Raw genomic sequence first — 26250 nt, 5'->3', positions numbered from 1 at the left:
ATTACAGTCATATATCTTCTGCTATTGACCTTACTGCTTCTACATAACACTTATGCTCCTTAGCTAGAATGCGTTCTGAGAGGCTTTGAATATCATCAGCTGGTAACACTGGTACAACAACTTGAGCAATTATGGCTCCAGCATCAACTTCAGGAGTGACATAATGTACAGTACAACCTGTAATTTTTACACCTGCTTTTAGAGCTTGCTCTTGAGCGTTTAGACCTTTAAAAGACGGAAGTAAAGAGGGATGAATATTTATAACCTTGTTATGCCATTTACTCAGAAAATCAGCTTTGAGAATTCTCATAAACCCTGCAAGGCAAATTAAATCAACCTTATGTTGAACAAGTATTTCGTGAATTTTACCAGCATCAAGCGGTTTATCTTTAACAATAAACGCTGAGATTCCTGCTTGCTCTGCTATTTTCAGACCAGCAGCTTCGCTATTATTTGTGATAACACATGCAACTTCTGCGGAAAAATTCTGATCTTGACATGCTTCTATTAAGGCCTGCATATTCGACCCCCTACCTGAAATTAGTATTCCGAGTTTTATCTTTTTCATTATAGCACAGTTAGTTTAGAATTTAGTTAATACTAACAAAACAGCTCAAAAGGAAAACTTATTTTATAGCAAAGAAGGCAGACTAAACTCTTTATATAAGTGGACCTCTAATTTTGAACCTCACTGGACAACACAAAATAACGAATAGCCCCATGTACCCAGCTTAAACTAGCTTTAATGCTTAGATATTGTGCTATTTTTGTATAATATACTACTATAAGTATATATTTTTGTAATCGCGTTATTATTTATTTAACAAAGTATTAGTATAATTTATTACACTGGATTAAATGGAGAAAGTTCAATGAGTAAATTACCGAACAATGCAAAAATAGGTAAATCTCAGGTTACTCAGTGGGAGGTAATAAAAAATTGTGAATATGCTGATAATTGCTTGTCAAAAATAGTAACTTTGTACGTTATTAGAATAACTCAGCTATCAGATTTTTATACGAGTGACGAACCTGAAATTAACACTGTTTTAGCAAGAATAAGCGTGACAAGTGAAAATGTATTTTTAAACAAGGCTACTACTATTGAAGTTATGGAAGGTATTTTTCCGTATAAATTCAACAGCAAGAAGAGAAATAACATATTAAGGTTAGAAGATTTGTATAATTATTTATGTTCTATTGTTAACAATAGCCTTCCAAAAGAAATGCTTGAAAGTCTTGTAAGGGAATATAAGGATGCTGTTAACTTATTTAAAGCAATTACTTAACTGAACGTAGTATTTTTAAGATTTTATTTTCTATTTCAGAAATGCCGCTTTCAAGATCTTTATCTATCAAATACATGGTAGAGAAATATGTTTTCTGCTTACTTTCAACATTGATAGTTAAAGTTCCGGGAGTGATTGTGACTGAATTGGCAAATAACGCAATGCTTTCATCATTATGCCCTTTGCATTTTCTTAGAATAATGATTGGCTCAAGCTTAGATTTGAGTTGTAGCACCTTTTTTGTTACATAAACACTTGATAAAATGATTTGGTACATTAACCATGGTATATAACTTACTAACTTATAAAACGACAGTCTACTCGTACTATTTAAAATCTGGCTAAGAGCTCTTTCAGCGTTTATCAACCTTCTAAAGATAAACGATGTGAATATAGAGGAAAACACTCCACAAAAAATAAAAAACGGCTCAAAATAACCAGACAATACAGTCCATAGAACAAATAAAATTATAAATGACAGAGAAAAAAACTTGATTTCCTTCCTAAAGTTGAGGTTTTTCATAGTCTGTAATATAACTTAAATGACTCTTTAAGGAAAGATAATAACGAATATTTAGGTTCTTGACTTCTATGTTAAAAGATATAACAACTAAGTTATGTATTTTAAGTGAGGAAGTTATGAAATATGGCAAATTTATGGAAATATTAAAAAAAATAAATGACCTTTCAGATTTGAGCAAGGACAATATAGTTGAAAAAATAAAAGCTAAGTTACAAGAAGAAGATCCAGATTTATGTCAAGAGTGGGAAAAGAGTAAACCTGACAACGATAGTGGATCTGGCATAAATTACATATTTACTATATCTTGTGGTCAAAATTCTAAGAAAGTCAAATTGTTACATCTTGCTTCTTATTGGAACTATGCAAATGTAGCAAAAGCTCTGATTGAAAACGGGGCAGATATTAATGCAGAACATGATAATAAAATTACTCCTTTACATATTGCTGCTCACTATGGCCACGAAGATGTAGTAACCATTCTAACTGGAAAAGGAGCAATTGTTGATGCAAAAAATGGTGATGGATGGACTTCTTTACATTTTGCTGTTGAAAAGAACCACAAAAATGTAGTAAACACTCTAATTGGAAAAGGAGCAAATGTTAATGCAGAAAATGATAAAGGATGGGCTCCTTTACATCTTGCTATTACAAATGGCCACAAAGAGATAGTACAAGTTCTATCAAAAGCAGAAGGAATCAACGTTGATGCAAAAAATAGTGATGGGTGGACTTCTTTACATCTTGCTGCTGCAAATGGCCGCAAAGATATAGTAGAAACTCTAATTGAAAAAGGAGCAGATGTTAATGCGAAAGACCATTATAAATGGACTCCTTTAACATTTGCTTCTCAAAAAGGCCATGAAGTGGTAAAAGGAGCTCTATTAAAGGCACAAGAGAACATCAAAGCTTTGCATTCAGCTGTTAAACATAATAATGAGGAGGAGGTGAAAAACCTATTAAATAAAGGAGTAAACGTTAATGCAAAAGATGATGATGGATGTACTCCTTTACATCTTGCAGCCAGAGAGGGCCATAAAGATGTAGTAGACATTCTAATCAAAAAAGGAGCAAAGGTTAATGCAGAAAATGATGATAGATGTACTGCTTTACATCTTGCTGCTGAAAATAACCACATAGAGGTAGTAAAAATTCTAGTTGAGAAAGCAGATGTTAATATAAAGGATGCTGATAGATGGACTCCTTTGCATGTTGCTGCTGAAAATGGCCACGAAGATATAGTAAAAACTCTAATCGCAAAAGGAGCAAAGGTTAATGCAGAAAATGATGATAGATGTACTGCTTTACATCTTGCTGCTGAAAATAACCACATAGAGGTAGTAAAAATTCTAGTTGAGAAAGCAGATGTTAATATAAAGGATGCTGATAGATGGACTCCTTTGCATGTTGCTGCTGAAAATGGCCACGAAGATATAGTAAAAACTCTAATCGCAAAAGGAGCAAAGGTTAATGCAGAAAATGATGATAGATGTACTGCTTTACATCTTGCTGCTAAAAATGGCCACGAAGATGTAGTAAAAACTCTAATCGCAAAAGGAGCAGAGGTTAATGCAAACAATGGTGATAGACGTACTCCTTTACATCTTGCTGCTGAAAATGGCAAAATAAAAGTGGTGGAAGTTCTGCTACACACTGAAGCAGACCCTTCATTAAAAGATGTTGATGGAAAAACGCCAAGAGACCTTACTAAATATCAAGGTATAATTCAGCTTTTAGAGGAAGCGGAAAAAAAGCAAACGTTAAAAAATGAGAATAAAAAAACGCCAAAGGATCTTACTGAAAATAAAGATGTAATGCAGCTTCCAGAGAAAAAGGAAGAAAAACAAATTGGAAAAAATGCAATTGTGAAAGAAAAAGAACAATCTGCAAAAAATGCAATTGTAAAAGGTATTATTGTGTGTTTTGTAACTGCAGTGATAGTTGGTGTTGCACTTGCATTTGCTACTGCCCTATCTGTACCAGCAATAATTGGACTAGCTGCAGGATCTGCGCTCATAGTTGGTGCTGGTCAATATATAATGTCAAAGCCTAAAACTGAAATGAAAGAAGTAAAGGAACTTGTGCCTAGAGAGACAGAAAAAGCACTTACTTGATTTTTGTTATCCTGTTGCTATCAGACTAGCCTGGCACCTTATATTTATTGGGATAACTGTTTTATTATGAATTAAGTCAAAAACTCTGTAATATATTGAAGCTTAAAGATATCTTTAGATATGGAAGTTATTGCAGAAAATAGGAAAGCAAGGTTTGAATATTTCATCTTAGAAGAATTTGAAGCGGGTATGGTCTTATTAAGCAGTGAAGTTAAATCGCTAAGAGAAAGAAAAGTAAATATTTCCGACGCCTACGTTGTTGAAAAGAATAGCGAAGTATGGCTGCACAATATGCATATTGCAGAATATAAAGCTGCGAACCGCAAAAATCATAAACCAAAAAGGGAACGTAAATTACTCTTGCATAAAAAGGAGATAAATAAACTAATTGGTCAAATCAAGACTGCTGGGATAACTGTTGTGCCGCTTTCGGTCTATTTTAACGATAAAGGATTTGCAAAAACTAAAATTGCCATTGTAAAAGGAAAAAAACTCTACGATAAGAGAGCAACCATAAAACAGAGAGAGTGGGATCGTGAAAAAAGTAGATTGTCTAAAAATAATTTATAGCAAAATATGTCTTTAAATCCAGTAATTTTCAGCATCGGTCCTGTTTCTATATATTGGTATTCCTTAGCCTACGTTTTGGGTATAGTGTTTGCATATTGGTATTTACATAGGCTAGATGACCAAAAAATATTTACTAAGAATTTTTACGATTCGTTATTAACAGCCACTATTATAGGTATTATCCTTGGAGGTAGACTTGGCTACGTATTGATATATGATCCAGTTCTTTATATAAGCAACCCTATCGAGATATTGAAGACCTGGGAAGGAGGGATGTCATTTCATGGCGGTGCTATAGGAGTTTTGCTTGCAGTAATAATCTCCTGCAGAAGACATAACATTCCTATATTTTATGCACTGGACCTAGTTTCTTGCGGAGTTCCCATAGGTTTATTTTTAGGTCGCATAGGCAATTTTATAAACGGAGAGTTATTTGGCAGAGTTACAACTATGCCATGGGGTATGGTATTTCCAGAGAGTGGTGATAATTTGCTGCATCATCCAAGCCAGCTTTATGAGGCACTTTTTGAAGGACTGCTACTTTTTGCAGTTGCAAATTCACTGTTTTTCTTAACTAGAATAAGACTGTATCACGGTGCGTTAACTGGTATTGCAGTTATGTGGTATGGAATAGCACGTTTTTTCGTTGAGTTTTTTCGCGAACCAGACTATCAAATTGGCTATTTGTGGCTTGATTTAACTATGGGGCAGTTGCTTTCTATACCTATGGTTTTGCTAGGAATGCTTGTATATCTAGGCGCATTAAATTTAAAATTTAATACGAAATCTGTCACATAGAGAAAAGGTGAGTTCAATAGAAAAATGTAGCCAGAAGCCCCACATTATGCACAATTGTACGAATTTTCTGCGTTGCAGTAGAATGAATCGGTGGGCTTTGTTGCATCGCTAGCTATGATGGATTAAAGATAAAAAAGGTGGAGAATATCAGTAGCTTATTATTCTGGTATTTATAACAAGAACGGTCAGTGAATACCTAAATTTGAGTAAAAGAAATTTCACTACCACTCACTAATCTGGCTAAAATTCAAGAATTTCAATGCTTTAGCTATTTTCAATAGAATTAAATTTATTAATATAAATAACAAATTACTATTCTTAAACTTGATCAGATTGATTGCAAAAAAACAAGATTTTCAATAAGTTGCTTATAATCCTAATTATAGTTAGCCTTTCATAAGTAGCGATGCAACAAAGCCATCCCAGTGTCAGCTACTTTCATGACACCATTTGCTGTGCAGTTTACCTTCAAAAATGAATGTTCGTACAGCTATGGAATGAATCGCGGTATGACGTAGCTTCGCTATAGGCAATGAAGGAAATATTAACTATACTTCTTTTTACCATTGTTTATATTTCCTATTCACATATATTAATATTTTACTCACTTAAAGTAAGCTAACTACCGTTATTAATATTTTTGTAATAAAAATTGTATATGGTGCATGTAATCAAATTAAGAGGAAGATTGTGGAAATTACGCCATCAATAAAAAAAGAATTGAAGCAAAGTACTCTATATGTTTGCCTAGAAAAATGCAAAAGTGCATTTTGGTTTATCTTTTGGTTTAGTGCGGGAATCAATTTATTAATGTTATTCCTACCACTTTATACCTCTCAAGTGCTTGATCGGGTGATATCGAGCGAAAGTGTATCAACACTAACTATGCTGACAATTATCACTTTATCTGCATTTGCATGTTCTGCAATGCTTGAAACTTGTCGATATTTAGCCATGGCAAAAATAGGTGATTGGATCGATAAAACTGCAACACCAGATCTGATAGTAAGGTCAATCAGGCTAACGTCAGTGCAGAGCTCAACTTCAAGTGGTGAAGCAATACGAGATCTCGGAGTGATAAAAAATTTCATTACAGGAAATGGTATATTCTCACTGTTTGATACTCCATGGTCGTTAATTTACCTTGTTGTGATTTTCATGATACATACCTCCACGGGGTTTATAGCTATTACTGGAATTATTATATTAGTCTCTATGGCAATATGGAATGAACTTGCCACTAAACGAATATTACAAGAAACCAACGAAGAAACTATACGGAATATCAATGCTATAGATGTTGCAACAAGAAATGCAGAAGTGGTTGAAGCTATGGGCATGTCAGAATTCATAGTCTCTGATTGGTGTAAACGAAATGATCAGAACCGAGCAATGCAAATTAAAGCACAAAATCGCTCTAATGTAATTACTGGAATCACTAAATTTTTGCGCTCAACTCTGCAAATATCAGTGATTGGAACAGGTGCATTACTTGCAATCACAGCTCATAAGACTGCCGGTAGCATCATCGCTGCTTCAATTTTAATGGGTAGAGTATTAGCACCATTTGATGCTGCGGTTCATACTTGGAAGTTTTTAAATCAGGCTAGAATGTCATATGGAAGGCTACAAAGACTTATATTAACATCGCCAAAAAGAGAGCAAACGATGGCTCTACCAGAACCTGAAGGAAAATTGGAATTTGATAGAGTATTTTTTACTCCTTATGGAAGCAATAAGCCGACAGTAAAAGGAATATCATTCATTATAGATCCTGGAGATGTAGTTGGTGTTATTGGTGCAAGTGCTTCTGGTAAATCCACTATCGCAAAATTAACTGTTGGTGTATGGAAGCCAATATCTGGTGTAGTCAGACTAGATGGCGCTGATGTATATACTTGGAATCGAGAAAATTTTGGTAATTATGTTGGCTACTTACCTCAGGATATTGAGTTATTTAACACTAGTGTCAAAGCTAATATTGCTCGCATGAGGCCAGATCCAAATCCTGAAGAAATAATCAAAGCAGCAAAAATTGCAGGAATACATGAACTAATACTAAGCTTACCAAATGGATATGATACAACAATAGGAGGTCCTGGAGGAGTAACGCTCTCTGGCGGCCAAAAACAGCTTCTTGGACTTGCCAGAGCTTTTTATGGTCACACAAAACTTTTAGTACTTGATGAACCAAACGCTAACTTAGATAGCAATGGAGAGGCATGCTTAATTAATGCAATTGGCATTGCAAGAAAACAAAATACTACTACTGTTATCATCACTCACAAGCTACCGTTATTGTCCGTAGTTGATAAGGTGATCCTCATGTCAGATGGTGTCATTTACGCTATGGGACCAAAAGATGAGATTTTGAGCAAATTAGTTGCTCCATCATCAAGTACCACAGAAGATGAGCGCTCTTCAGCAAATGGTTAGTTTATAGCCTTTCTTATAATAGTCCGAATGCGATAAGATATGTGTTTATGGCTATAGCAGGCCAGTAGCATATTACGGTCTGTTCGGATTATTGTAAAAAGAGCTATACTTACAATAAATTCTGTATCTGAAATAACAACTGTTCCAGAAAAATATATATTTCTTTACCATTAGAAATAATATTACAAGAATAGTAAATAGATTAATAACTCTTATTAATTAAAGTCAATCGGCAGATATAGCCAAAGTGGCTTAGGTTTACCTACAATTTGAAAAACAACAAATTCGTCTTAATGAATTTTCTTAATTTGTTATCTAAATAACTTAATATTAGTGGTAATTTTATAAAAAAAATTATAATATAAATAATGTTGCTGCGAAAATTTATAACAATATTTCCCTCTAACGTTTAATGAATTTCAATAAATTGCCTTTTTAATTCTAGATAAGTATATGCTTTGTTAATATGTTTAGTTCAAAATCCAAAAGTAAGTTTATGCTTTCTATTGGAGAAGAAGGCATAATGTTACTATATTTTAAAAATAATACTTTAAATAAAAGGTATTTTGTTAAGGGCAAAAACGATAAAGCAGTTTCCGATTTAATTTCATGTCTTTCGTCAGATAAAAAAGCACCTTTATACCTGGTGCTTAATCATGCAGATCAAAATTACTCGCTACAGTTTATTACAAGGGCAAACAAGATTAGTGCCTATCTATCAGCAAAAACAAAGATGGAGCATTTTTCTCGTAATAATGACATAAGTTCAGTTTTTTTGGTTGAGAAGCCAAACAAATTCAATCAAAACTGGTGCTATCTTCTTGTTTCATCAAAAGCAAAGCATTTAGTAGAATATTGGTTGAATGTGTTTATTGAGATAGGCTCCAACTTTAAGGGAATATTAATGTTTCCTATAGAAATAAGTAATATAACAAAAAAGATTCTACATAAAGATCCTAATAATTGGAAAATTATAGTTGCTGCAACTAAAACGGGAGGCTATAGACAAGTGGTTCTTAAAGAGAATAAAATGGTATTTACGCGCTTAACATCATTTACTAATGATAATTTACCAGGAATTATCGCTGGTGGAATATATCAGGAAGTGCAAGATACTATTCGATCCTTAACTAAGTTTGGGTTTGAAAAAAATAACCCTATCGACCTTTGTATCATAGTGTCAGAAGATATCAAAGCTAGTTTATCAGTCATAAATTTTTCAGAGAACAGTGTGAACATATTAACTCCATATGAGTTAGGCAAACTATTAGGAGCAGAACTAGCTATAAGTGAAAAAGATAACTTTTGCGATACCATAATTTTGTTTCATAGCTTTAAGAATAAATTAGCAGCTATTTTTAATACAAAGGAAACTAAAGAATTTTATCTATTCAATTACCTTTATTTAAACTCTCCTCGAATTTTTCTATACTTCGCCCTGGTTTTAGTTATAACAAACACCCTTTGTTTGCTAAATTTGTATTCAAATTTCAATGTCGCTGATAATTTATCAGCAAAGCAGAACACCTTAAATAACCAATTAACAAAACTTAGCCAAAGCTATAATGTAAAAAAAATAGATGAAATTTATGATTTTATTAATATCAATAATATTTTATCAAAAATAGAATACTCTCCTCTTACACAAGTTAAGTATGTAGAAAAGTTAAAAATACCAGGTATAGAGCTTCGATCATTTGAATGGAATTATAATGAGGCAAAAAGTTATATTACCACAACTTTAAAGTTTAATTTTCAATCCGGTAAAAATATTTCTCATCAATACGAGAAACTACGAAAAAATTTAAACGATAATTTTCGTACCTATGACATTAATATTTCTAGCTTACCTGCTGCTAAAGAGCAAAATCTATCTATTGATGTTGAAATAGGAGAGGCAATGTAGATTAATGACTATCTCTCAATTAAAAAGAAAAGCTACAATTCAGTTTATATCGTATTTGTTATTATCTGTTGGATTAATAGGGTTATTAACATATGTTGTTATCTATAACGAAAAGATTTATAATAAAAACCAAATTGCGATTGATAAAATACGTTCTATTAATTTACAGATTACTGGAATTCAAAAAAAGGAAGTTGTTCTAAATAAAAACCTAGATTTATGGAAAAAAATTTCTTCTTCAAATTTACATAGTAGCAGATACATTGCAAATTTAAATTTCGAGCTTAGCAAGTTATATAAAAAGCACTATATATTAGAACCTGAAATATCAATTTCTATACCCGAAGAAGTTGAGCTCCACAACAAAAGTGAACACACAAAAGTAATAAAAAGTGAAGTGGTCCTAAATTTAAGCTCAATCAGCGATAAGCATATTTTTTTATTTCTACAGTCTATTCCAAATCTGCCCGGTTATGTTATGATCAAATCTCTTATTTTAAATAAGCAGAGAAATATTGATGCTGCAACTATGAATCAGATTTTGAATGGTAATATGATAGAGATAGTGAGAGCTAATATAGTCTTTGATTGGTATACTATATTAAGTAGATAAGGTGATGAACATAAAGCTGTTTTTTATTTTTACGCTACTCATTTCCAATGTTAATGCATATTGCAGTTGTGAAGATATCATAGAAAGCATAGAAATTTGTAAGGAGTATTCTTGCCGACAATATATTGGCAATGAAGATTTTATTGAGCATAAAATATTAGGATTAAATAGTGGAAATTTATGCGTATATATAGAAAAACAAGGTAATGATGAAATGGTTTGTCATCATTCTCAGTATGGAATGATGATAGAAAAAAGATATTTTGAAAGTATTCTTAAAGTTGGCAATCAAGAAATCGACGATTTTATTGATATAGCAAATTTGCGTGCAAAAGAGTGTTTCTTTATCAACAATCAAAAACTAAGCTATACAGATCGGGACGATATAATAAGAGAAGCAGTGGAAAGTGACTTTGACGTTTTGTCACAATATAGTAACGTAAAAAGCATTTTTTTTGATGAAGAGCCAGTTAATAGAATGGTCAATGAAATGGAAAAGTTCAATTTACGATCTTCAAGAGCTGTAAAAGAGGAGGTATCAGATAATTTCAACTGTAAGGTAGTGAGTTTAGACTCAATTTTATATCTTTCTCCCGATACATGGAAAATATGGGTAAATGGAAAACTGTTTATAAATACTAAGGATTTAAAAGTGCACTCAGTCACTGAAAATTATGTAACTTTTGTATGGACCGTAGATCAAAAAGCAATAAAAAAGCATGCGAATGATTCTCAAAATGTATATTTTGGATATGGGAGTATTATGTTTACGCTTTATCCAAAACAAAAATTTGACTTGGATGGCTTATCTATTAAATAACTTAAATATATATGCGCTTGTAGCTCAGTTGGATAGAGCGTTGCCCTCCGGAGGCAAAGGCCGTGGGTTCGAATCCCTCCAAGCGCACTTTTAATTAAATTTGACAATAGTATTTTCACATAAGATAATAAAAGGATTTATTTAGAGCATAATTATGTCTGGTGGTACCATAAACAAAGTCATACTAGTTGGTAATTTAGGAAAAGATCCTGAAATTAGGACTACACAAAATGGAAAAGAAATGGCAAGTTTTTCAATAGCCACGTCTGAAAGTTGGACTGACAAACTTTCCGGTATGCGCTCTGAAAAGACAGAGTGGCATAATATCGTAATTTTTAGTGAAGGATTAGTAAAAATCGTCAAAGATTTTGCACGCAAAGGCAGTAAAGTTTATGTTGAAGGTTCTTTGAGAACTAGAAAATGGACTGACCAAAACGGTGGTGAAAGATACACAACAGAGGTGGTTCTATATAATTTTAATAGCGCTCTTACTCTCTTGGATTCACGAAATAGTGCGCCAAATTCTGATTACAAGCCAAGTGAATACAAACAAGGTGAAACAGAACAAAAAGATAAACACGAAAGTTTTTACAACGATATAAAAGATGAACTACTCGACGATGAAATACCATTTTAACAATTTAAATTGAAATCTACATTTTTATGGACTGCTTGTGTTACTCCTTTTAATTGCAATGGAGATAGTATAGATTATAGCAGTTTGCAGCGTTTACTGACAATGCAAGTTAAAGCTGAAAATGGCGTAGTGTTGCTGGGTAGCACAGGTGAGAGCCTATCGCTTACTGATTCTGAAAAGCGTACATTAGTTGAATTCGTATGTAAGCTAAAATTAAATACGAAAATTATAATTGGCGTACCAGGAGTGAATCTATATCAGACTCTTGAATGGCTTGATTTTTGCAAGGGTATGCCTATTCATGGCTATCTAATGACAACTCCCATTTATGCAAAGCCCGGAATTATGGGGCAGACTTTATGGTTTGAAAAGCTACTTGAGAAAGCACATGTGCCGGTTATGTTTTACAATATTCCATCAAGAGCAGGAATAAATCTTCACGCTGAAACTGTACGCAACTTATCTAGTCACGAAAAATTTTGGGCTATCAAAGATTCAAGTAGCACTGTTGATACTTTAGCTCAGTATAAGAAAGTTGCACCAAATATTGAGGTCTTTTGTGGAGATGATAATATGATATCCGATATGGCCGCTTATGGTGCGGCTGGCCTGGTTTCCGTTGCTTCCAATGTTTGGCCATATGTAGCACATGAATATGTTAAGAAGTGCCTCAATGGCAGGAACCCTCAGGCAGATATCTGGCAACAGGCTTGCGAAGCGTTATTTACTGCCAGCAACCCAATACCTACTAAAGCACTTTTGCATGATATTGGTCTTATAGAACATCAAACTGTCCGCCTACCGCTCAGCACAGAAGACTTGCCTTCTGTTGAAAAATTGAGGCAAGTCAATAAAATGATTCTTGGATGGAAAGAATTGGCTACTCTCTAAATAGTCTTGCAACTTTGATTTAATATACAATCCAAGTTTCATTTGAACACTCCCAAACTTATCACTTTATGCCACTGGTCTTCATCTAAAATTTCTACACCTAATTCCACTGCCTTTTTATATTTGGATCCTGGTTTTTCTCCTGCAATTAGGTAGTCAGTTTTAGCAGAAAGATGTGAGCTGACCTTTGCTCCCAGAGTTTTGGCTCTTACTTTTGCCTCTCCTCTACTCATAGCAAGTAGCTTACCAGTAAACACTATAATTTTATTATTTAAAACAGAGTTACTAGAGTTGGAGCTCACAGGAAGAATTTGAAGACAAGCAGTAAGATCATTTAACATTTTGATGTTATGTTCCTTAGAAAAAAATGATTCCAAAGATTCAGCCACTTTTTTTCCTATGCCGTCTATACTGACTAGCTCAGTATTATCTGATGACAGTTCAATCATCGAATTATACCAGTTATTATAAGAAACATAATAATCTGCAAGCAATTCTGCTGCAACTTGACCAATAAATCTAATACCTAAAGAAAATATAAACCTATCTAGAGTTATTACCCTTCTGCTTTGTATAGAATTTAACAAATTAGCTATAGATTTCTCGCCCCAGCCAGACTGTCCTTCCAGATTAAATTCATCCAATTTTTCTTCTAAAGTAAAAATATCATGGATTTGTTTTATCAGACCAAGGTCGTAAAAAAACTCTATCTGCTTATCACCAAGGCCAACAATGTCAAATGCATCTTTCGATACAAAATGCTTTAGTTTTTCTATTATTTGAGCTTTACAGGCAAATTCCTCAGGACATCTTACTGCCGCCTCTCCCTCAACCTGACGTACTTTACTACCACATTCAGGGCATACTTCAGGAAACACAAATTCAGGTGTATTTGGAAGACGAGAATCTCTGCTTACTTCAACGATCTGGGGAATTACATCACCTGCTCTTTTGATTGTTACAATATCTCCCTCTCTTATGTCTTTACGTTTTATCTCATCTTGGTTATGCAGACTTGCTCTACTAACTAGCACCCCACCAATATTGACTGGCACTAAATCTGCAACTGGAGTTAAAACCCCTGTTCTGCCCACCTGTATAAATATCTTATTTAACTTTGTTTTTGCATAAACCGCAGAAAACTTGTATGCAAGTGCTGAGCGCGGTGCTTTGTGAGTATTCCCTAGACGATTTTGTAGTACCAAATCATTTACTTTATAGACTATTCCATCAATATCATAATCCAAGTTATAGCGACAGTTATAGACCTCGTTATAGAACTTCAGCATTCCATCTAAACTACTCGTTAAGGACTGATGCTCATTTACGCAAAAACCAAGTGCCTCAAGCTTATTTAGTACCTCACTTTGACTTTTCTCTGCTCCACCAATTAAAGAATAAGCAAAATATCTAAGTGGTCTACTTGCTGTAATGTTTGCATCCAATTGCTTCAGAGAACCAGCGGCTGCATTTCGAGGATTGGCAAATTCATCGTTTTCATTTAACTTTAAAAAGTCGCTGTTACCGATGTATATTTCACCTCTTACTTCTAGTCTTCCTTGCACACCTTGCAAAAACTTAGGAAAGCCTTTTATTGTTGCAACATTGTGAGTGACATCTTCCCCTACAAAACCATCACCTCGAGTTGCAGCTTTAACAAATCTTCCATCCTCATAAATTGCAGAAAACGACAACCCATCAATTTTTGGCTCACATAATATCTCTATTTTGTCCTCAATTAAAAACCTCTTTATTTTAGACAAAAATTTCTCTACACCTTGTTCATCATAAGCATTCTCAAGAGAAAGCATAGGTTCTTGATGTTCCACCTTAGAAAACCTCTCATCAGGTGGAGCACCAACACTATCTTGTGTTGCATAAATTTCTGGCTCTATTTCAGCTAACTTTTTCTTCAGTTCATCATATTCAGCATCACTTATTTCTGGCTTATTTTTTTGGTGATACAAAACATTATGATAATTTATTTGATCTTGCAGTTTTTCTCTCATCTTTTCTAAGTTAGTCATGATACCAATATAATGCTACATTAGCCTTTGTCGTCAAGCTGTGAATTTTCTTGAATTTATCATATGGTCTTAATCCATCAAATATCAAAGGTGCCACAATGCTATAGCCATACTTATTCTTCTCTCGCTCAATTGTATTAGCAGATCTCACTTGCTTTAGCCATATATTTATATAAAATTAAAATAAATTAGAGTAAACAATATTGCTGTTTAAATGCTAACAAGATTCGCTCCAAGCCCAACTGGCTACCTCCACGTAGGAAACGTACGAACTGCCTTGGTTTGTTGGATGTACACACGCAATCAAAATGGAAAATTTTTACTCCGTTTTGATGATACTGACCTTCAGCGTTCAGATGTCAAATATATAAATGATATCATACAAGATTTGAAATGGATTGGTATCAATTGGGATGCAAGTTTCAAGCAATCAGAGCGCTTTGAGCGTTACAATGAGGTGTTTTTGCAGTTAATAAAAGAAGGGCATATTTATGCATGCTATGAAACAAGAGAAGAGTTAGACATTAAACGAAAATTGCAGTTAAAACAAGGACTTCCCCCTGTATATGACAGAAGCGCGTTACTTCTAACTGAGCAAGAGAAAATTAGTTATGAGCAAGAAGGAAGAAGACCACATTTTAGATTTAAGTTGGATAGAAATGAGGTTGTTAAATGGAATGATGAAGTTAAAGGTGAAATAAATATTGCAACCAGTAGCATAAGTGACCCTGTGGTAAAAAGAGAAGATGGAATTTACACATACATGTTACCTTCTGTTATTGATGATGTTGACTTTAATGTAACCCATGTTGTACGCGGGGAAGATCATGTAACTAATACCGCAGTTCAGCTCCAAATGATTAAAGCATTAAAAGCGAAAATCCCTACATTTGCTCACCTTTCTCTGCTACATTTTGATGATAGCAAGATATCCAAGCGAGCCGGCGTGCTAGATATCAAATCTATAAAAGAAGATGAAATTGAACCGATGGCACTAGTTAGTTATTTAGTGAAGCTCGGAACATCCAATCCAATTGAAGCTTGTGCCTGTATGCAATCTTTGATTGATTCATTTAATATTAAAAAATTTAGCTCAGCATCTGTACAATTCAGCTTGAGTGAAATATATAAGCTAAATAGCAAAGTTCTGCAACAAATGCCATTTGAAATGGTGCAAGACCGTTTAAATCAAATTGGAGTGGACTCCTCAGAGTTTTGGTATTTTATAAGGAACAATATAGAAAGGTTTTCTGAGGTGGCCAAGTGGTGGAAAATATGCAAATCTGATATAGAGCCTGTGATTCTTGATAAGGAGCTTATAAAAATTGCGTTCAATGCATTGCCCCAAGGTGATTGTAATGAAAACACGTTGTCAGAATGGGTCAAAACTATTCGACAAACAGTGGATATAAAGGCAAAAAACCTATTTACGCAGTTGCGTTCAGCTTTAACAGGAACAGAAACAGGACCAGAGCTCGCTAAACTATTAATTTTTATCGGCAAAGAAAATATCATTGCAAGGTTAAAAGAAAAGTGAAAACTAAAGAATTATAGCTAATGCAATCCCTACGTCATACCGCGATTCATTCGCGGTATCCCTTAACATAGATCCCTTACTTAACCGTCATACCTTAACATAGATCCCGCTAACACGTAGCGGGATGACGAGCTTATCGTCACGCCGCCACGAACCGTCATACCGCGATTCATTCGCGGTATCTCAGCCGCTAACAAGAGATCCCGCTAACAAGCAGCGGGATGACGGTTGTCGTTTAGCCATAAACATTAAGAAATTTACCAAATAAAAAAAAAGGCAAAAGAAGCCCCGTGGTTATTATCCGCTTTAAAATATTGGCGTTTTTTATGTTTTAAACGCTTGACAAGCGAGATTCAGCCGCTTTTAATTGCAACTAACTTACGCTGCAAATGTTTAAGAAATTTACTAAGCAGAAAAAAAGACAAAGAATCCCCGAGTTAGCTAGTCTTTTACTATCTCTGTCGAGTATTGGCATTTTTTGATGTCTTGTAACGCTTTATAAGCGCGTTCAGCTTATTTAGATAAAAATCTAGATGTAGATGAAGTTTTGTAAAGACATACAGTATCTATATACTGCAAAAAATTGAACATAAGACGCCGATACATTAAGTAATCCTTACCTTTTAATCTGCAGATTGGCGAAAGCAAATACAATAGCTTCACTATCATGATAAGGGCGCTGGTGGAGTTTGTCAAGTAAGTTTTTGTATTTTAATTTTAGAATTTTATAGGCTTTTGTTCTCATGAAAATTATGTTCTCATGAGTAAATTAATGTTATCCTTTTTTGTTGATCTAAAGTTTCTTATGTTCATACACTTACGTGTTCATAGTGTTTATTCGCTGCTTGAAAGCTCGGTTAAAATTGAGGAGCTGATCGGCCTTTGTTTGCGAAATAAAATGCCAGCGGTTGCAATTACTGATTCAGGTAATTTATTTGGTTCACTTGAGTTTGCAGAATATGCGGCAAGTAGGGGAATACAGCTAATAATAGGATGCAATATTATAGTTAAACATTCAGAACAAAATTTACCTATATTATTGCTTGCAAAAAATGAGCAAGGGTACACTAATTTAGTCACTTTGGTGAGTGAGTCTTTTAGAAAGCGCAAGAATAACAGCGATATTCCTTACGTTGATTTTGATGAGCTATTGAATTTAAGTACGGGTCTGATCGCTTTAACCGGTGGATGTTTGGCTCAACTATTGTTGGGGCAAGATAAAGAAACGGTTGAAAAACTGCTTTCAGCATTTAATGGTCATTTATATGTTGAATTGCAGCGTCATGGGCTGAGCAAGGAGCTAGAGCTTGAAGAAACTTTAATAGATTTTGCTTATCAGCACAATATACCACTGGTTGCAACAAATGATGTATTCTTTACAAATAGATCTGACTATGAAGCTTATGATATATTAACGTGTATATCAGAGGGTAGTTATGCTCTCGAAAATAACAGGAAAAAGCTAACCTCTGAGCATTATTTCAAATCTGTGGCAGAAATGGAGGAGCTGTTCAGTGATATTCCTGAAGCAATTCATAACACTTTAGTAATAGCTAAGCGGTGCTCTTACATGCCAAGAAGCAGGCAGCCTATTCTGCCTAAATTTCCTTGTAGAGAAAATAAAACTGAGAATGAAGAACTGAGGGAGCAGGCAGTTGCGGGATTAGAATTCCGCATTACGAATGAGACAGACATAGACCTTAAACAATACTACGATCGGCTAAATTACGAACTAAGCGTAATAACTTCAATGAATTATTCCGGGTATTTTCTAATAGTTTCTGACTTTATCCGTTGGAGCAAAGCAAATGGCATTCCAGTTGGTCCAGGAAGAGGCTCTGGTGCTGGATCAATTGTTGCTTGGGGCTTGCAGATTACAGACCTTGATCCAATAAAGTTTGGCCTAATATTTGAAAGATTTTTGAATCCTGATCGTGTATCGATGCCTGACTTTGATATCGATTTCTGCCAAGAGAAAAGGGACCTGGTTATTGATTATGTTCAGAAAAAGTACGGTTATGTTGCTCAAATAATCACTTTTGGAAAATTGCAAGCAAGGGCAGTATTGCGTGATGTTGGTAGAGTATTGCAAATGCCTTACTCTCAAGTGGATAAAATATCTAAAATGGTTCCATTTAATCCAGTAAATCCTGTAACTTTATCACAAGCGATAGAGTTTGATCAAAACCTGCAGAAAGAGCGGGATAGTGATGAGGTAATTGCAAAGCTTCTTGATATATCTCTTAAGCTTGAAGGAATATATCGTCACGTTTCAACCCATGCTGCTGGAATTGTAATATGTGATCAAAAGTTGGAAAATTTTGTTCCTGTGTACTACGATCCAAATTCGGCTCTGCCAATCACTCAATACAGCATGAAATATGTGGAGAAAGCTGGGCTAATAAAATTTGATTTTCTTGGGCTTGGTACGCTAACGCTAATAGATCATGTATGTCGTTTAATTAATCGTGATGGAAAAAAGATTGATATTTCTTCAGTTCCTTTAAATGACCAAAAAACCTATGAGATACTCTCAAGCGGTGATTCAATTGGAGTGTTTCAGCTTGAAAGTTCGGGAATGAGAGAAGCTTTAATTAAACTAAAACCGGACTGCATTGAAGATATTATCGCTTTAATTTCCCTTTATCGTCCAGGACCTATGGATAACATTCCAACTTATGTTGCAAGAAAACATGGACTTGAAAAGCCAGATTATATTCATCCGTTACTTGAGGAAGTATTAAAAGAGACATTTGGGGTAATAATTTACCAAGAACAAGTGATGGAAATAGCCCGTATTCTTTCCGGGTATAGCTTAGCGGAAGCAGATCTGCTGAGACGTGCCATGGGTAAGAAAATCAAGGAAGAGATGGATAAACAACGTGAACTTTTTGTCCAAGGGGCAACAAAAAATGGCGTTGATTATGACAGGGCAAGTTATATCTTTGACCTTGTTGCAAAATTTGCTGGTTATGGGTTCAATAAATCTCATGCTGCAGCATATGCGGTTATATCTTATCAAACGGCTTACCTTAAAGCTAATTATCCATTAGAATTTTTTACAGCACTAATGAATCTGAATATTGATGATAGAGATAAACTGAATTTATTTTATCATGCAGCAAAGTTTAGTGGCGTTACCGTTCTTCCACCTGATATAAACAAATCTAAAGCTGAATTCTCAATAGAGAACGAACGCATACGTTATGGTATTGCTGCCTTGAGGAATGTTGGTTTTTCTATAGCGGAAGGAATAGTGAACGTACGTTCAAGCGCTTGTAAGGACATATGGGAATTCATTCAAAATTCAGGTCATATAATAAATAAGAGAGCGCTAGAAAGCCTGATTAAATCCGGAGCATTCGATAGCGTGCATAAGAACAGAAAGCAGCTATATGAGTCAATGGACACGCTGATTTACTTTGCAAATAAAAACAAACAGGATAGAGAATCAAGTCAAGCTGCTTTGTTTGGTAGCCTTGATGTCCTCAAACCGAAACTTGAGAATGTGGAAGATTTTGATGAAGAGAAAAAATTAGAGCATGAGTTATTTTCACTAGGATTTTATTTAACTAATCATCCACTTGAAAAATTTAGAATTCTTCTGGAAAAGTTAAATATTGGGTTTATCGGAGAAAATAGAACAGCAAAAACTGCTGGGGTAATATTAAATGCACGTATGAGAACTTCAGAGCGTGGAAGGTTTGTTATCCTCACACTTTCCGATCCCCATAACGTTTCTGAAATAGCATTCTATAATAATGAAATAATAGAAGAAAAAAGAGATTTATTTTCACCAGGAACATTTGTGATAATTGATCTTGAAGCTTCGGAAAATACGACAAGATTAGCAGGCAAGGATATATCTGAGTTTACAAAAAGAATCGCTTCTACAATAAAAGAATTAGTTCTCACCACTGAGTGCACGGATTCGCAAAAAGCCGCTATGGAATTAAACGCAATATTGAAAGATGAAGGCAGAACCAAAATAATGCTAAGACTTCTTCTCGAAAAACATAAAGTGAGCATCTTATTACCAGGTGCGTACTCAATTGCTCCTCAAGTTATGTATGAAATATCTAACTTAAGCTGGATTAAAGGCGTAGAAATTAACACAAATAACTTGCTTATATAAAAAAGCTTTATATAATGAAATATTTAATCGGTATTAAAGGAAGATATAGTGAATCTTTATGAATTTACTTTTATAACACAACAAGGATTATTACAGCAAGAAGTAGAGGAAATGGTCCAAGAGCTAGCTGTTTCATTGAAAAATATTAAAGCAGATGTTATGTTCCAGCAAATCAGGGATATTCTGAAAAAAGGAAATGACAAGCTTACAACACAAGAGTTAGAAGTGCGTGCTGAAAACATTAAAGAAGGTCTAGTTGCTTACTCTGATTTCTTGGAAGATCTTACAAAAATTTTATGGGTTGAATTGGAAGAAGATCTTTCAAATTTGAAAGAAGTGAAGTCAAAAATCGATAAAGAGTTGAAAGATGACCTAAAAGATTTAGGAATAACGCAAGATTTTACAAAATTTCTAGGAGGCAGTACTAAAAGTGCGTTTATCCATAACGCAGTAAATGCTTTGAAGAGAAATATTTCAGAACATCTAATAAAGATTTTTCAAGATATTTTGAAAGATTTTAGAATAAACGGTCCAACTCAATCGAGCAAAGCGTTGGAAATGCTTTTGAAAAACATTGAAGCATCAGGATTAATCAAGTATGAACATTGGGGTCTTTTGGATTTTGCATATCACAAAAATAAAATGAAGAGCGGTCATTATTGTATAATGTGCATAAGTTCTACTGCAAGCATTCTGGATGAATTTATGCGTAGAATGAAACTTAATGAGAACGTTATTCGCCACTTTCCTGTGCAGGTTGATAAAATTTTTGAAGGTAAATCTCATATGATGAATAAACAAATTGAGGAGCAAAGCGCATAATGATGAAAAGACGAAATAGTTTTAATAATTCTTACGTATCTGTAAATAATAGGACTGGCTTTAGGCGTTCTAAAGTTTGCCCTCTTGCTGCGTCTAAAGATGAAGACATAGATTATAAGAATATAGATTTATTATCCAAGTTTACCTCTGACTATGGTAGGATATTACCTAGAAGATTAACAGGCGTATGTGCAAAAAAACAAAGGAAGTTACGCTTAGCGATCATAAGGGCACGTTTTTTAGCTCTTATTCCTTACTGTACTAAAAAAGTTTAGGTAATTTATGTTGATAATTTTAAAGGAAAATATAAGGACTTTAGGTAAGCTTGGTGAAGTTGTCAAAGTTAAACCAGGTTATGCACGTAATTTTCTTTTTCCACAAAGAAAAGCGGTGAAAGCTACCAAGGAAAATTTAACAAAGCTAGAGGAGCAACGTTTATTACTGGAAGAAGAGAATATAAAAAGATTAAATGTAGCAAAAGAGCTTGCATTGTCACTACATGATAAGTTTGTGGTATTGATAAAGCAAGCTTCAGAGGATGGTAAAATTTTTGGTTCTGTAACAACACGTGAAATTGCGAAAATTTTACTACAAGAAGGACATGTGATAGACCACCGTAGTTTATCTTTTGGTGGAGTAAGCATCAAAAACTTGGGTGAATACCAAGTAAACGTAGAATTACATAGTGAAGTAGTAGTACCAATTACTATATACGTCGTGAAATCCGAAACAGATGCAAATGAGCTAAGGCAAGTAAAATTGCAAAATCAGAAGTCTGAGCAACAAGAGGCAGAGCAAGATGCGAATAAAGAAGCTGCTGATGGTGATGATAGCTGATCAAAGATGATCCCTTGTTATAGCCGAAAAGAAATGTCTGCCATGGCTAAGCTGGTGTCATCCCAGTGCTTCCCTCATGTCATCCCAGTGCGTGACACTGGGATCCAGTTTATTTCATCATGGACATTATTTTATGCTTCTAGAATCCGTTGTCCATTGAATAATTTGCAAATACTTTTATACCTGGATTCCAGTGTCACGCACTGGAATGACACCATTATTGGAATAAATCAAAAATGATTCCCCGCTATAGCAGAAAAGAAATGTCTTCCATTTGGGAGGAAAATAATAAATTTAATATATGGCTTAAAATAGAAAAATTAGCGTGTGAAGCTCAAGCAAAGTTAGGAGTGATTCCGAATAATATTGCTGAGAACCTCTCTGGTGCTATTGAATTTGATGTTGAATGTATCAACGAAATTGAATCCATTGTAAAACATGATGTTATAGCTTTTCTGACATATATTGCTAAAAAAGCGGGAGTTGATGTTCGTTATCTTCATTATGGAATGACAAGTTCTGATGTTTTGGATACATGCCTTGCGGTGCAACTGAAAGAGTCCTGTGATATTTTGCTCGAGAATCTAAAAAATTTACTTGCAGCATTGAAAAAAAAAGCTGAGGACTATAAAGATATTGTTTGTGTTGGACGCAGTCACGGAATGCATGCAGAACCAACAACTCTTGGAATAAAATTTGCCAGATTTTATGCTGAATTTAAACGCAATTATCAGAGATTAATTAGCGCGCAAAAAGAGATCTCAATTTGTAAAATATCAGGTGCAGTAGGCAATTTTGCAAATGTTGATCCGTTTGTTGAAGAATATGTAGCGAAAGAAATAGGACTCATACCTGAAATCATATCGTCTCAAGTCATTCCTCGTGATAGACATGCTATGTTCTTTTCAGTTTTGGGAGTGATTGCAAGCTCAATAGAAAATGTTGCTGTTGAAATTCGTCATTTGCAAAGAACTGAAATCGGCGAAATTTCTGAGCATTTTTCCACGGGGCAGAAGGGAAGCTCTGCTATGCCACACAAATGTAATCCTATTTTAAGTGAAAATCTGACTGGACTCTCACGTTTAATACGCAGTTATGTTTTTCCTGCGTTAGAAAATGTTGCATTGTGGCACGAACGTGATATATCACACTCGTCTGTGGAAAGATGCATTGCTCCTGATGCTTGTATAACAATGGATTTTGCTTTAGTGCGATTAACAGATTTGATAGATAAATTGGTGATCAATAAGGAAAACATTGAAAAGAACTTAAATTCTTCAAAAGGTTTAGTTTTCTCACAGCGTGTATTGCTTGAGTTAGTAAATAGTGGTTTGGCGAGGGAAGAGGCGTATAAAATTGTTCAGAGCAATGCAATGAAAGTGAAACAAAACAACAGTGATTTTCTGGCCGAATTGAAACAAGATAAACCCTTACTTAAGGTTATTAACTCGGAAAAACTTGAATCTTTGTTTGATTTGAAGTATTATACGAAACATATAGATCGTGTGTATAATAAGGTTTTTAATTAGGCTGAGTAGCTCAGTTGGTAGAGCAGGAGGATCATAATCTCTTGGTCGGGGGTTCAAGTCCCTCCTCAGCCACTCGAACTAAACTATGTTTAGCAAAGCAGTGCTACTGGTGAAACCCAGTGTCAGTTACTTGGAATGAGTTGTATATCCACTCAGGTGAGGAGACAATGGATAAGAGATTGTGAAAAGGGTTTAGCTTTTGGCCTATGATCTCTTTAAATGACAGAATTTCACTACAAAACTTAACTTTCTTCTATGCAGTTAGCTAAGTCAAGAAAGGTGAATCTATCTCTTGTTGTAAACGCAAGATCGACCACTTTACAATATTGTTCTTTATTCCAACTGAGGTGCTCTGGTAAGTGTGGAATTGATAGATCTTCAAATATTTTTTGCAGGTGTTTTGCAGGTAGTAAATTTTGCTTAATTAAACTGGAAATATTATGCCATTCTTTACAAATAATCTCTTGGATTTTTTGCTGCATAATTTGCTTCTGTTCAAAAGTTCTTACAAATTCGATATTATCAAAGCACTGAGTTATATGTTCTACATCTAAAGTGGTCGGTTTGATAATCGGGTTTTGTATTGATAATATCTTTTCCTGCAAATTAGCCATGGTAATCGTCGTAACAGCAATTTTTTCGCCATGTAGTAAGGAATGATCTCTTGTTACCATTTCCATTGCGTGAGCTATCATATGCTCTCCTTGGCTTGCAGAATAGCTGCCTTTTGATATTACCATTCCAAGTCCTGAAATTAGTAGAACTTCCATAAGTAATAGGACCACTTTTCTACTTCTTTTAGTAAGCGCCGTATACTCTCTTAGCAAAATTTGCTCCAAATCGCGAACAAGTGTAAAAGGTAATTCATTGTATTCTGTGCCAAGCAACAAATGAGATAGTAGCCAGTCAGCCTGAACTGTTGAACGACAAATGAAATCTGCAAATCCGCTTAATGTGAGACGCAGTGGTGCATTGGCAAGTATGTCTATATCTATATATACTGCTCTTGGAAGATGTGCTTTGAACGATTTTTTATATCCATTTACTAATATTGAAGCATTTGCAGAGGTATATCCATTCATAGAAGCGGCTGTTGGGAACGATATATAATCTTTTTTCTCGAGGTAGCTTGCATATTTGCAGATATCGTTAACAGTGCCGCTACCAAATGCAACTATTAAGTCACTGTCTTTTGCTTTGTTTCTAACTAGATTTACAGTTTCAAGAGAGGCAGCTCTGCTTGGTGTCATGCAAGTAGCTGACACTGGGATCCAGGAAAACAACTTATGGATTCCAGTGTCACGCGCTGGAATGACAGGTGGAGCTGGAATAATTAAGTTAGGAATTTTATTAAGTACGTTTTTGTTTAAAAGTTTTGCTGTATTTTTATCTGCAACTAGAAAGACGTCATTTCCGTGTCGTGTGCATATTTCATAGATATCATCAGCAAGGTAGTAATCTGTTATTACTTCCCTTAGAAAAGTTTGTTCGGTTTGATGTAATATTTGTTTTAAATAGTGCATAGAGTGTTTACAATATAGCAGTATAAGTATTTTAAGATTGACATGAAAATTGACCCTGTAGAGCTAACTAGGAAATTGATCTCTTTTGAGAGTATAACACCAGAAGACAGCGGGGCAATAGAGTATATAGCAACAATCTTCAAGAAGAGCGGCTTTGATTGTGAGATTTTAGAATTTGGTGATAAAGTTAAAAATCTTTATGCGAAATATATAAATGGAGTACCAAATTTGTGCTTTGCTGGGCACGTTGATGTTGTACCACCGGGTCAGTTAAAAGATTGGGCATTTGGTCCATTTAATCCAGAAGTGAGGGATGGAATGCTATATGGAAGAGGGGCCGCTGATATGAAAAGCGGAGTAGCTGCATTTATTGCTGCTATGGTAAATTTGATTGCAGAGAAGTTTCAATTTAATGGTTCGATAAGTGCATTGATTACCAGTGCTGAAGAAAGCATGGAAGAATATGGAACAAAGGCAGTTTTGGAATGGATGAAAAATAAGCAGAAAAAGATAGATTTTTGTGTGGTTGGCGAACCAACCAGTAGTGAGAAATTAGGTGATACCATAAAAATAGGCAGAAGAGGTTCTGTAACATTTGAATTAATTTGCCATGGAAAACAAGGGCACGTTGCCTACCCAGACCTAGCAGACAATCCAATATATAAGGTAATATCGATATTGAGTAAGGTAAAAAATACTACTTTTGATCATGGTAATAAATATTTTCAGCCTTCACATTGCGAAGTTACTACTATCGATGTTGGAAATAATACTAGCAATCTAATACCTGGCTCAGCAACTACACGTTTTAACATTCGATATAACAATGAACAAACACCGGGTGGCTTATATAAGCTGATTGATGAAATATGCTCCAGTGTAACTAGCGATTATAAACTTTCTGTGCATAGCAGCAGGGACGTTTTCCTCTCTACTCCCGATAGAAATACTGATATTATGCTTGATGCAATAAGTAAGGTTACCAACATTGATGCTATACTTAGCACAAGTGGTGGCACATCTGACGCTGCGTTTATCAAAGATGTTTGTCCAGTGATTGAATTTGGTATAATCAACAAAACCGCACATCAGATAAACGAATGCGTATCAGTAAACGATATACACAAGTTAACAGCTATATATAAGGAATTTATAGAAAATTATTTCAATCCCACTAATAAAATATTGAATCAGGTCAACGTGGTTAGGAATATATCTAGTGGTCCATTGTTAGCTTAGATGTAAT

General features: G+C 34.7%; 22 protein-coding genes and 2 tRNA genes. 20 read left to right on the top strand and 4 right to left on the bottom strand.

Annotated elements, in window-relative coordinates:
• Positions 1 to 7: 7 nt before the first annotated feature.
• Positions 8 to 568 (bottom strand): phosphoribosylglycinamide formyltransferase, encoded by a 561-nt coding sequence (gene purN, locus ABWU29_RS02375; protein ID WP_015589189.1) that lies wholly within the window; start codon positions 566 to 568, stop codon positions 8 to 10.
• 304 nt (positions 569 to 872) lie between these two features.
• Here purN and ABWU29_RS02370 point away from each other — a divergent pair, with 304 nt between their 5' ends.
• The gene (locus ABWU29_RS02370; protein WP_006279382.1) at positions 873 to 1289 is read left to right on the top strand and encodes a hypothetical protein; all 417 of its coding nucleotides are present in this window, start codon (positions 873 to 875) and stop codon (positions 1287 to 1289) included.
• Here the strand turns inward: ABWU29_RS02370 and ABWU29_RS02365 are convergent.
• Entirely contained in the window at positions 1282 to 1812 is a 531-nt protein-coding gene (locus tag ABWU29_RS02365; RefSeq protein WP_010962821.1) for a Na+/H+ antiporter subunit E, read from the bottom strand. The two genes, ABWU29_RS02370 and ABWU29_RS02365, sit on opposite strands and share 8 nt — an antisense overlap.
• A gap of 68 nt (positions 1813 to 1880) precedes the next feature.
• Between ABWU29_RS02365 and ABWU29_RS02360 the strand changes: the two genes are divergently transcribed.
• The 10 genes from ABWU29_RS02360 to dapA all read left to right on the top strand — a co-directional run bounded on the left by ABWU29_RS02360 (position 1881) and on the right by dapA (position 12594).
• Positions 1881 to 3923 (top strand): ankyrin repeat domain-containing protein, encoded by a 2043-nt coding sequence (locus ABWU29_RS02360; RefSeq protein ID WP_353280101.1) that lies wholly within the window; start codon positions 1881 to 1883, stop codon positions 3921 to 3923.
• A 120-nt stretch (positions 3924 to 4043) separates the two neighbouring features.
• Positions 4044 to 4493, top strand: a complete 450-nt coding sequence (smpB, locus tag ABWU29_RS02355) for an SsrA-binding protein SmpB (protein ID WP_007548863.1) — start codon at positions 4044 to 4046, stop codon at positions 4491 to 4493.
• Positions 4494 to 4499: 6 nt separating this feature from the next.
• Positions 4500 to 5291 (top strand): prolipoprotein diacylglyceryl transferase, encoded by a 792-nt coding sequence (gene lgt, locus ABWU29_RS02350; RefSeq protein ID WP_015589191.1) that lies wholly within the window; start codon positions 4500 to 4502, stop codon positions 5289 to 5291.
• Between the two features lie 690 nt (positions 5292 to 5981).
• Positions 5982 to 7727, top strand: a complete 1746-nt coding sequence (locus ABWU29_RS02345; RefSeq protein ID WP_015589192.1) for a type I secretion system permease/ATPase — start codon at positions 5982 to 5984, stop codon at positions 7725 to 7727.
• A gap of 466 nt (positions 7728 to 8193) precedes the next feature.
• On the top strand, positions 8194 to 9633 hold the full coding sequence (locus ABWU29_RS02340) for a hypothetical protein (protein ID WP_015589193.1): 1440 nt from the start codon (positions 8194 to 8196) through the stop codon (positions 9631 to 9633).
• Positions 9634 to 9637: 4 nt separating this feature from the next.
• Entirely contained in the window at positions 9638 to 10246 is a 609-nt protein-coding gene (locus tag ABWU29_RS02335; protein WP_353280099.1) for a hypothetical protein, read from the top strand.
• Between the two features lie 4 nt (positions 10247 to 10250).
• Positions 10251 to 11066, top strand: a complete 816-nt coding sequence (locus ABWU29_RS02330) for a hypothetical protein (RefSeq protein ID WP_065094808.1) — start codon at positions 10251 to 10253, stop codon at positions 11064 to 11066.
• Between the two features lie 13 nt (positions 11067 to 11079).
• Positions 11080 to 11153: transfer RNA gene (locus tag ABWU29_RS02325), tRNA-Arg, on the top strand.
• A 67-nt stretch (positions 11154 to 11220) separates the two neighbouring features.
• Positions 11221 to 11703, top strand: coding sequence for a single-stranded DNA-binding protein (gene ssb, locus ABWU29_RS02320; RefSeq protein WP_353280097.1), 483 nt, complete (start codon positions 11221 to 11223; stop codon positions 11701 to 11703).
• 9 nt (positions 11704 to 11712) lie between these two features.
• Positions 11713 to 12594, top strand: a complete 882-nt coding sequence (gene dapA / locus ABWU29_RS02315) for a 4-hydroxy-tetrahydrodipicolinate synthase (RefSeq protein WP_015589196.1) — start codon at positions 11713 to 11715, stop codon at positions 12592 to 12594.
• A gap of 38 nt (positions 12595 to 12632) precedes the next feature.
• Here the strand turns inward: dapA and ligA are convergent, their stop codons facing one another.
• Positions 12633 to 14621 carry an NAD-dependent DNA ligase LigA gene (gene ligA / locus ABWU29_RS02310; RefSeq protein WP_015589197.1) on the bottom strand — a complete coding sequence of 663 codons (1989 nt, stop codon included), beginning with the start codon at positions 14619 to 14621 and terminating at the stop codon, positions 12633 to 12635.
• Positions 14622 to 14835: 214 nt separating this feature from the next.
• Here ligA and gltX point away from each other — a divergent pair, with 214 nt between their 5' ends.
• The 8 genes from gltX to ABWU29_RS02270 all read left to right on the top strand — a co-directional run bounded on the left by gltX (position 14836) and on the right by ABWU29_RS02270 (position 23553).
• Positions 14836 to 16158 (top strand): glutamate--tRNA ligase, encoded by a 1323-nt coding sequence (gltX, locus tag ABWU29_RS02305; RefSeq protein ID WP_015589198.1) that lies wholly within the window; start codon positions 14836 to 14838, stop codon positions 16156 to 16158.
• A gap of 805 nt (positions 16159 to 16963) precedes the next feature.
• Positions 16964 to 20293: a DNA polymerase III subunit alpha gene (gene dnaE / locus ABWU29_RS02300; protein WP_015589199.1), complete on the top strand. Its 3330-nt coding sequence runs from the start codon at positions 16964 to 16966 to the stop codon at positions 20291 to 20293.
• A 48-nt stretch (positions 20294 to 20341) separates the two neighbouring features.
• Entirely contained in the window at positions 20342 to 21115 is a 774-nt protein-coding gene (locus tag ABWU29_RS02295) for a 30S ribosomal protein S6 (protein WP_065094495.1), read from the top strand.
• Positions 21115 to 21390, top strand: a complete 276-nt coding sequence (gene rpsR, locus ABWU29_RS02290) for a 30S ribosomal protein S18 (protein ID WP_007548890.1) — start codon at positions 21115 to 21117, stop codon at positions 21388 to 21390. Before ABWU29_RS02295 ends, rpsR begins: the two co-directional genes overlap by 1 nt.
• Positions 21391 to 21397: 7 nt before the next feature.
• Positions 21398 to 21952, top strand: coding sequence for a 50S ribosomal protein L9 (gene rplI, locus ABWU29_RS02285; protein ID WP_141457004.1), 555 nt, complete (start codon positions 21398 to 21400; stop codon positions 21950 to 21952).
• A gap of 42 nt (positions 21953 to 21994) precedes the next feature.
• A complete protein-coding gene (locus tag ABWU29_RS02280; RefSeq protein ID WP_236717745.1) occupies positions 21995 to 22192 on the top strand; it encodes a hypothetical protein in 198 nt (65 codons plus the stop codon).
• Positions 22189 to 23481, top strand: coding sequence for an adenylosuccinate lyase (gene purB, locus ABWU29_RS02275; RefSeq protein ID WP_012673216.1), 1293 nt, complete (start codon positions 22189 to 22191; stop codon positions 23479 to 23481). The genes ABWU29_RS02280 and purB overlap by 4 nt, the downstream gene beginning before the upstream one ends.
• Positions 23481 to 23553: transfer RNA gene (locus tag ABWU29_RS02270), tRNA-Met, on the top strand. The genes purB and ABWU29_RS02270 overlap by 1 nt, the downstream gene beginning before the upstream one ends.
• Positions 23554 to 23723: 170 nt before the next feature.
• Here ABWU29_RS02270 and ABWU29_RS02265 read toward each other — a convergent pair.
• Positions 23724 to 25004 (bottom strand): iron-containing alcohol dehydrogenase, encoded by a 1281-nt coding sequence (locus ABWU29_RS02265; RefSeq protein WP_141457000.1) that lies wholly within the window; start codon positions 25002 to 25004, stop codon positions 23724 to 23726.
• A 42-nt stretch (positions 25005 to 25046) separates the two neighbouring features.
• Between ABWU29_RS02265 and dapE the strand changes: the two genes are divergently transcribed.
• Positions 25047 to 26243, top strand: a complete 1197-nt coding sequence (gene dapE, locus ABWU29_RS02260) for a succinyl-diaminopimelate desuccinylase (protein ID WP_015589204.1) — start codon at positions 25047 to 25049, stop codon at positions 26241 to 26243.
• Positions 26244 to 26250: the final 7 nt, after the last annotated feature.

The sequence above is a fragment of the Wolbachia endosymbiont (group A) of Phasia obesa genome, assembly GCF_964028125.1.
GTDB lineage: Bacteria > Pseudomonadota > Alphaproteobacteria > Rickettsiales > Anaplasmataceae > Wolbachia > Wolbachia pipientis.
The sequence above is the reverse complement of the archived record's forward strand: the minus strand, read 5'-3'. Positions and strand labels throughout refer to the sequence as shown.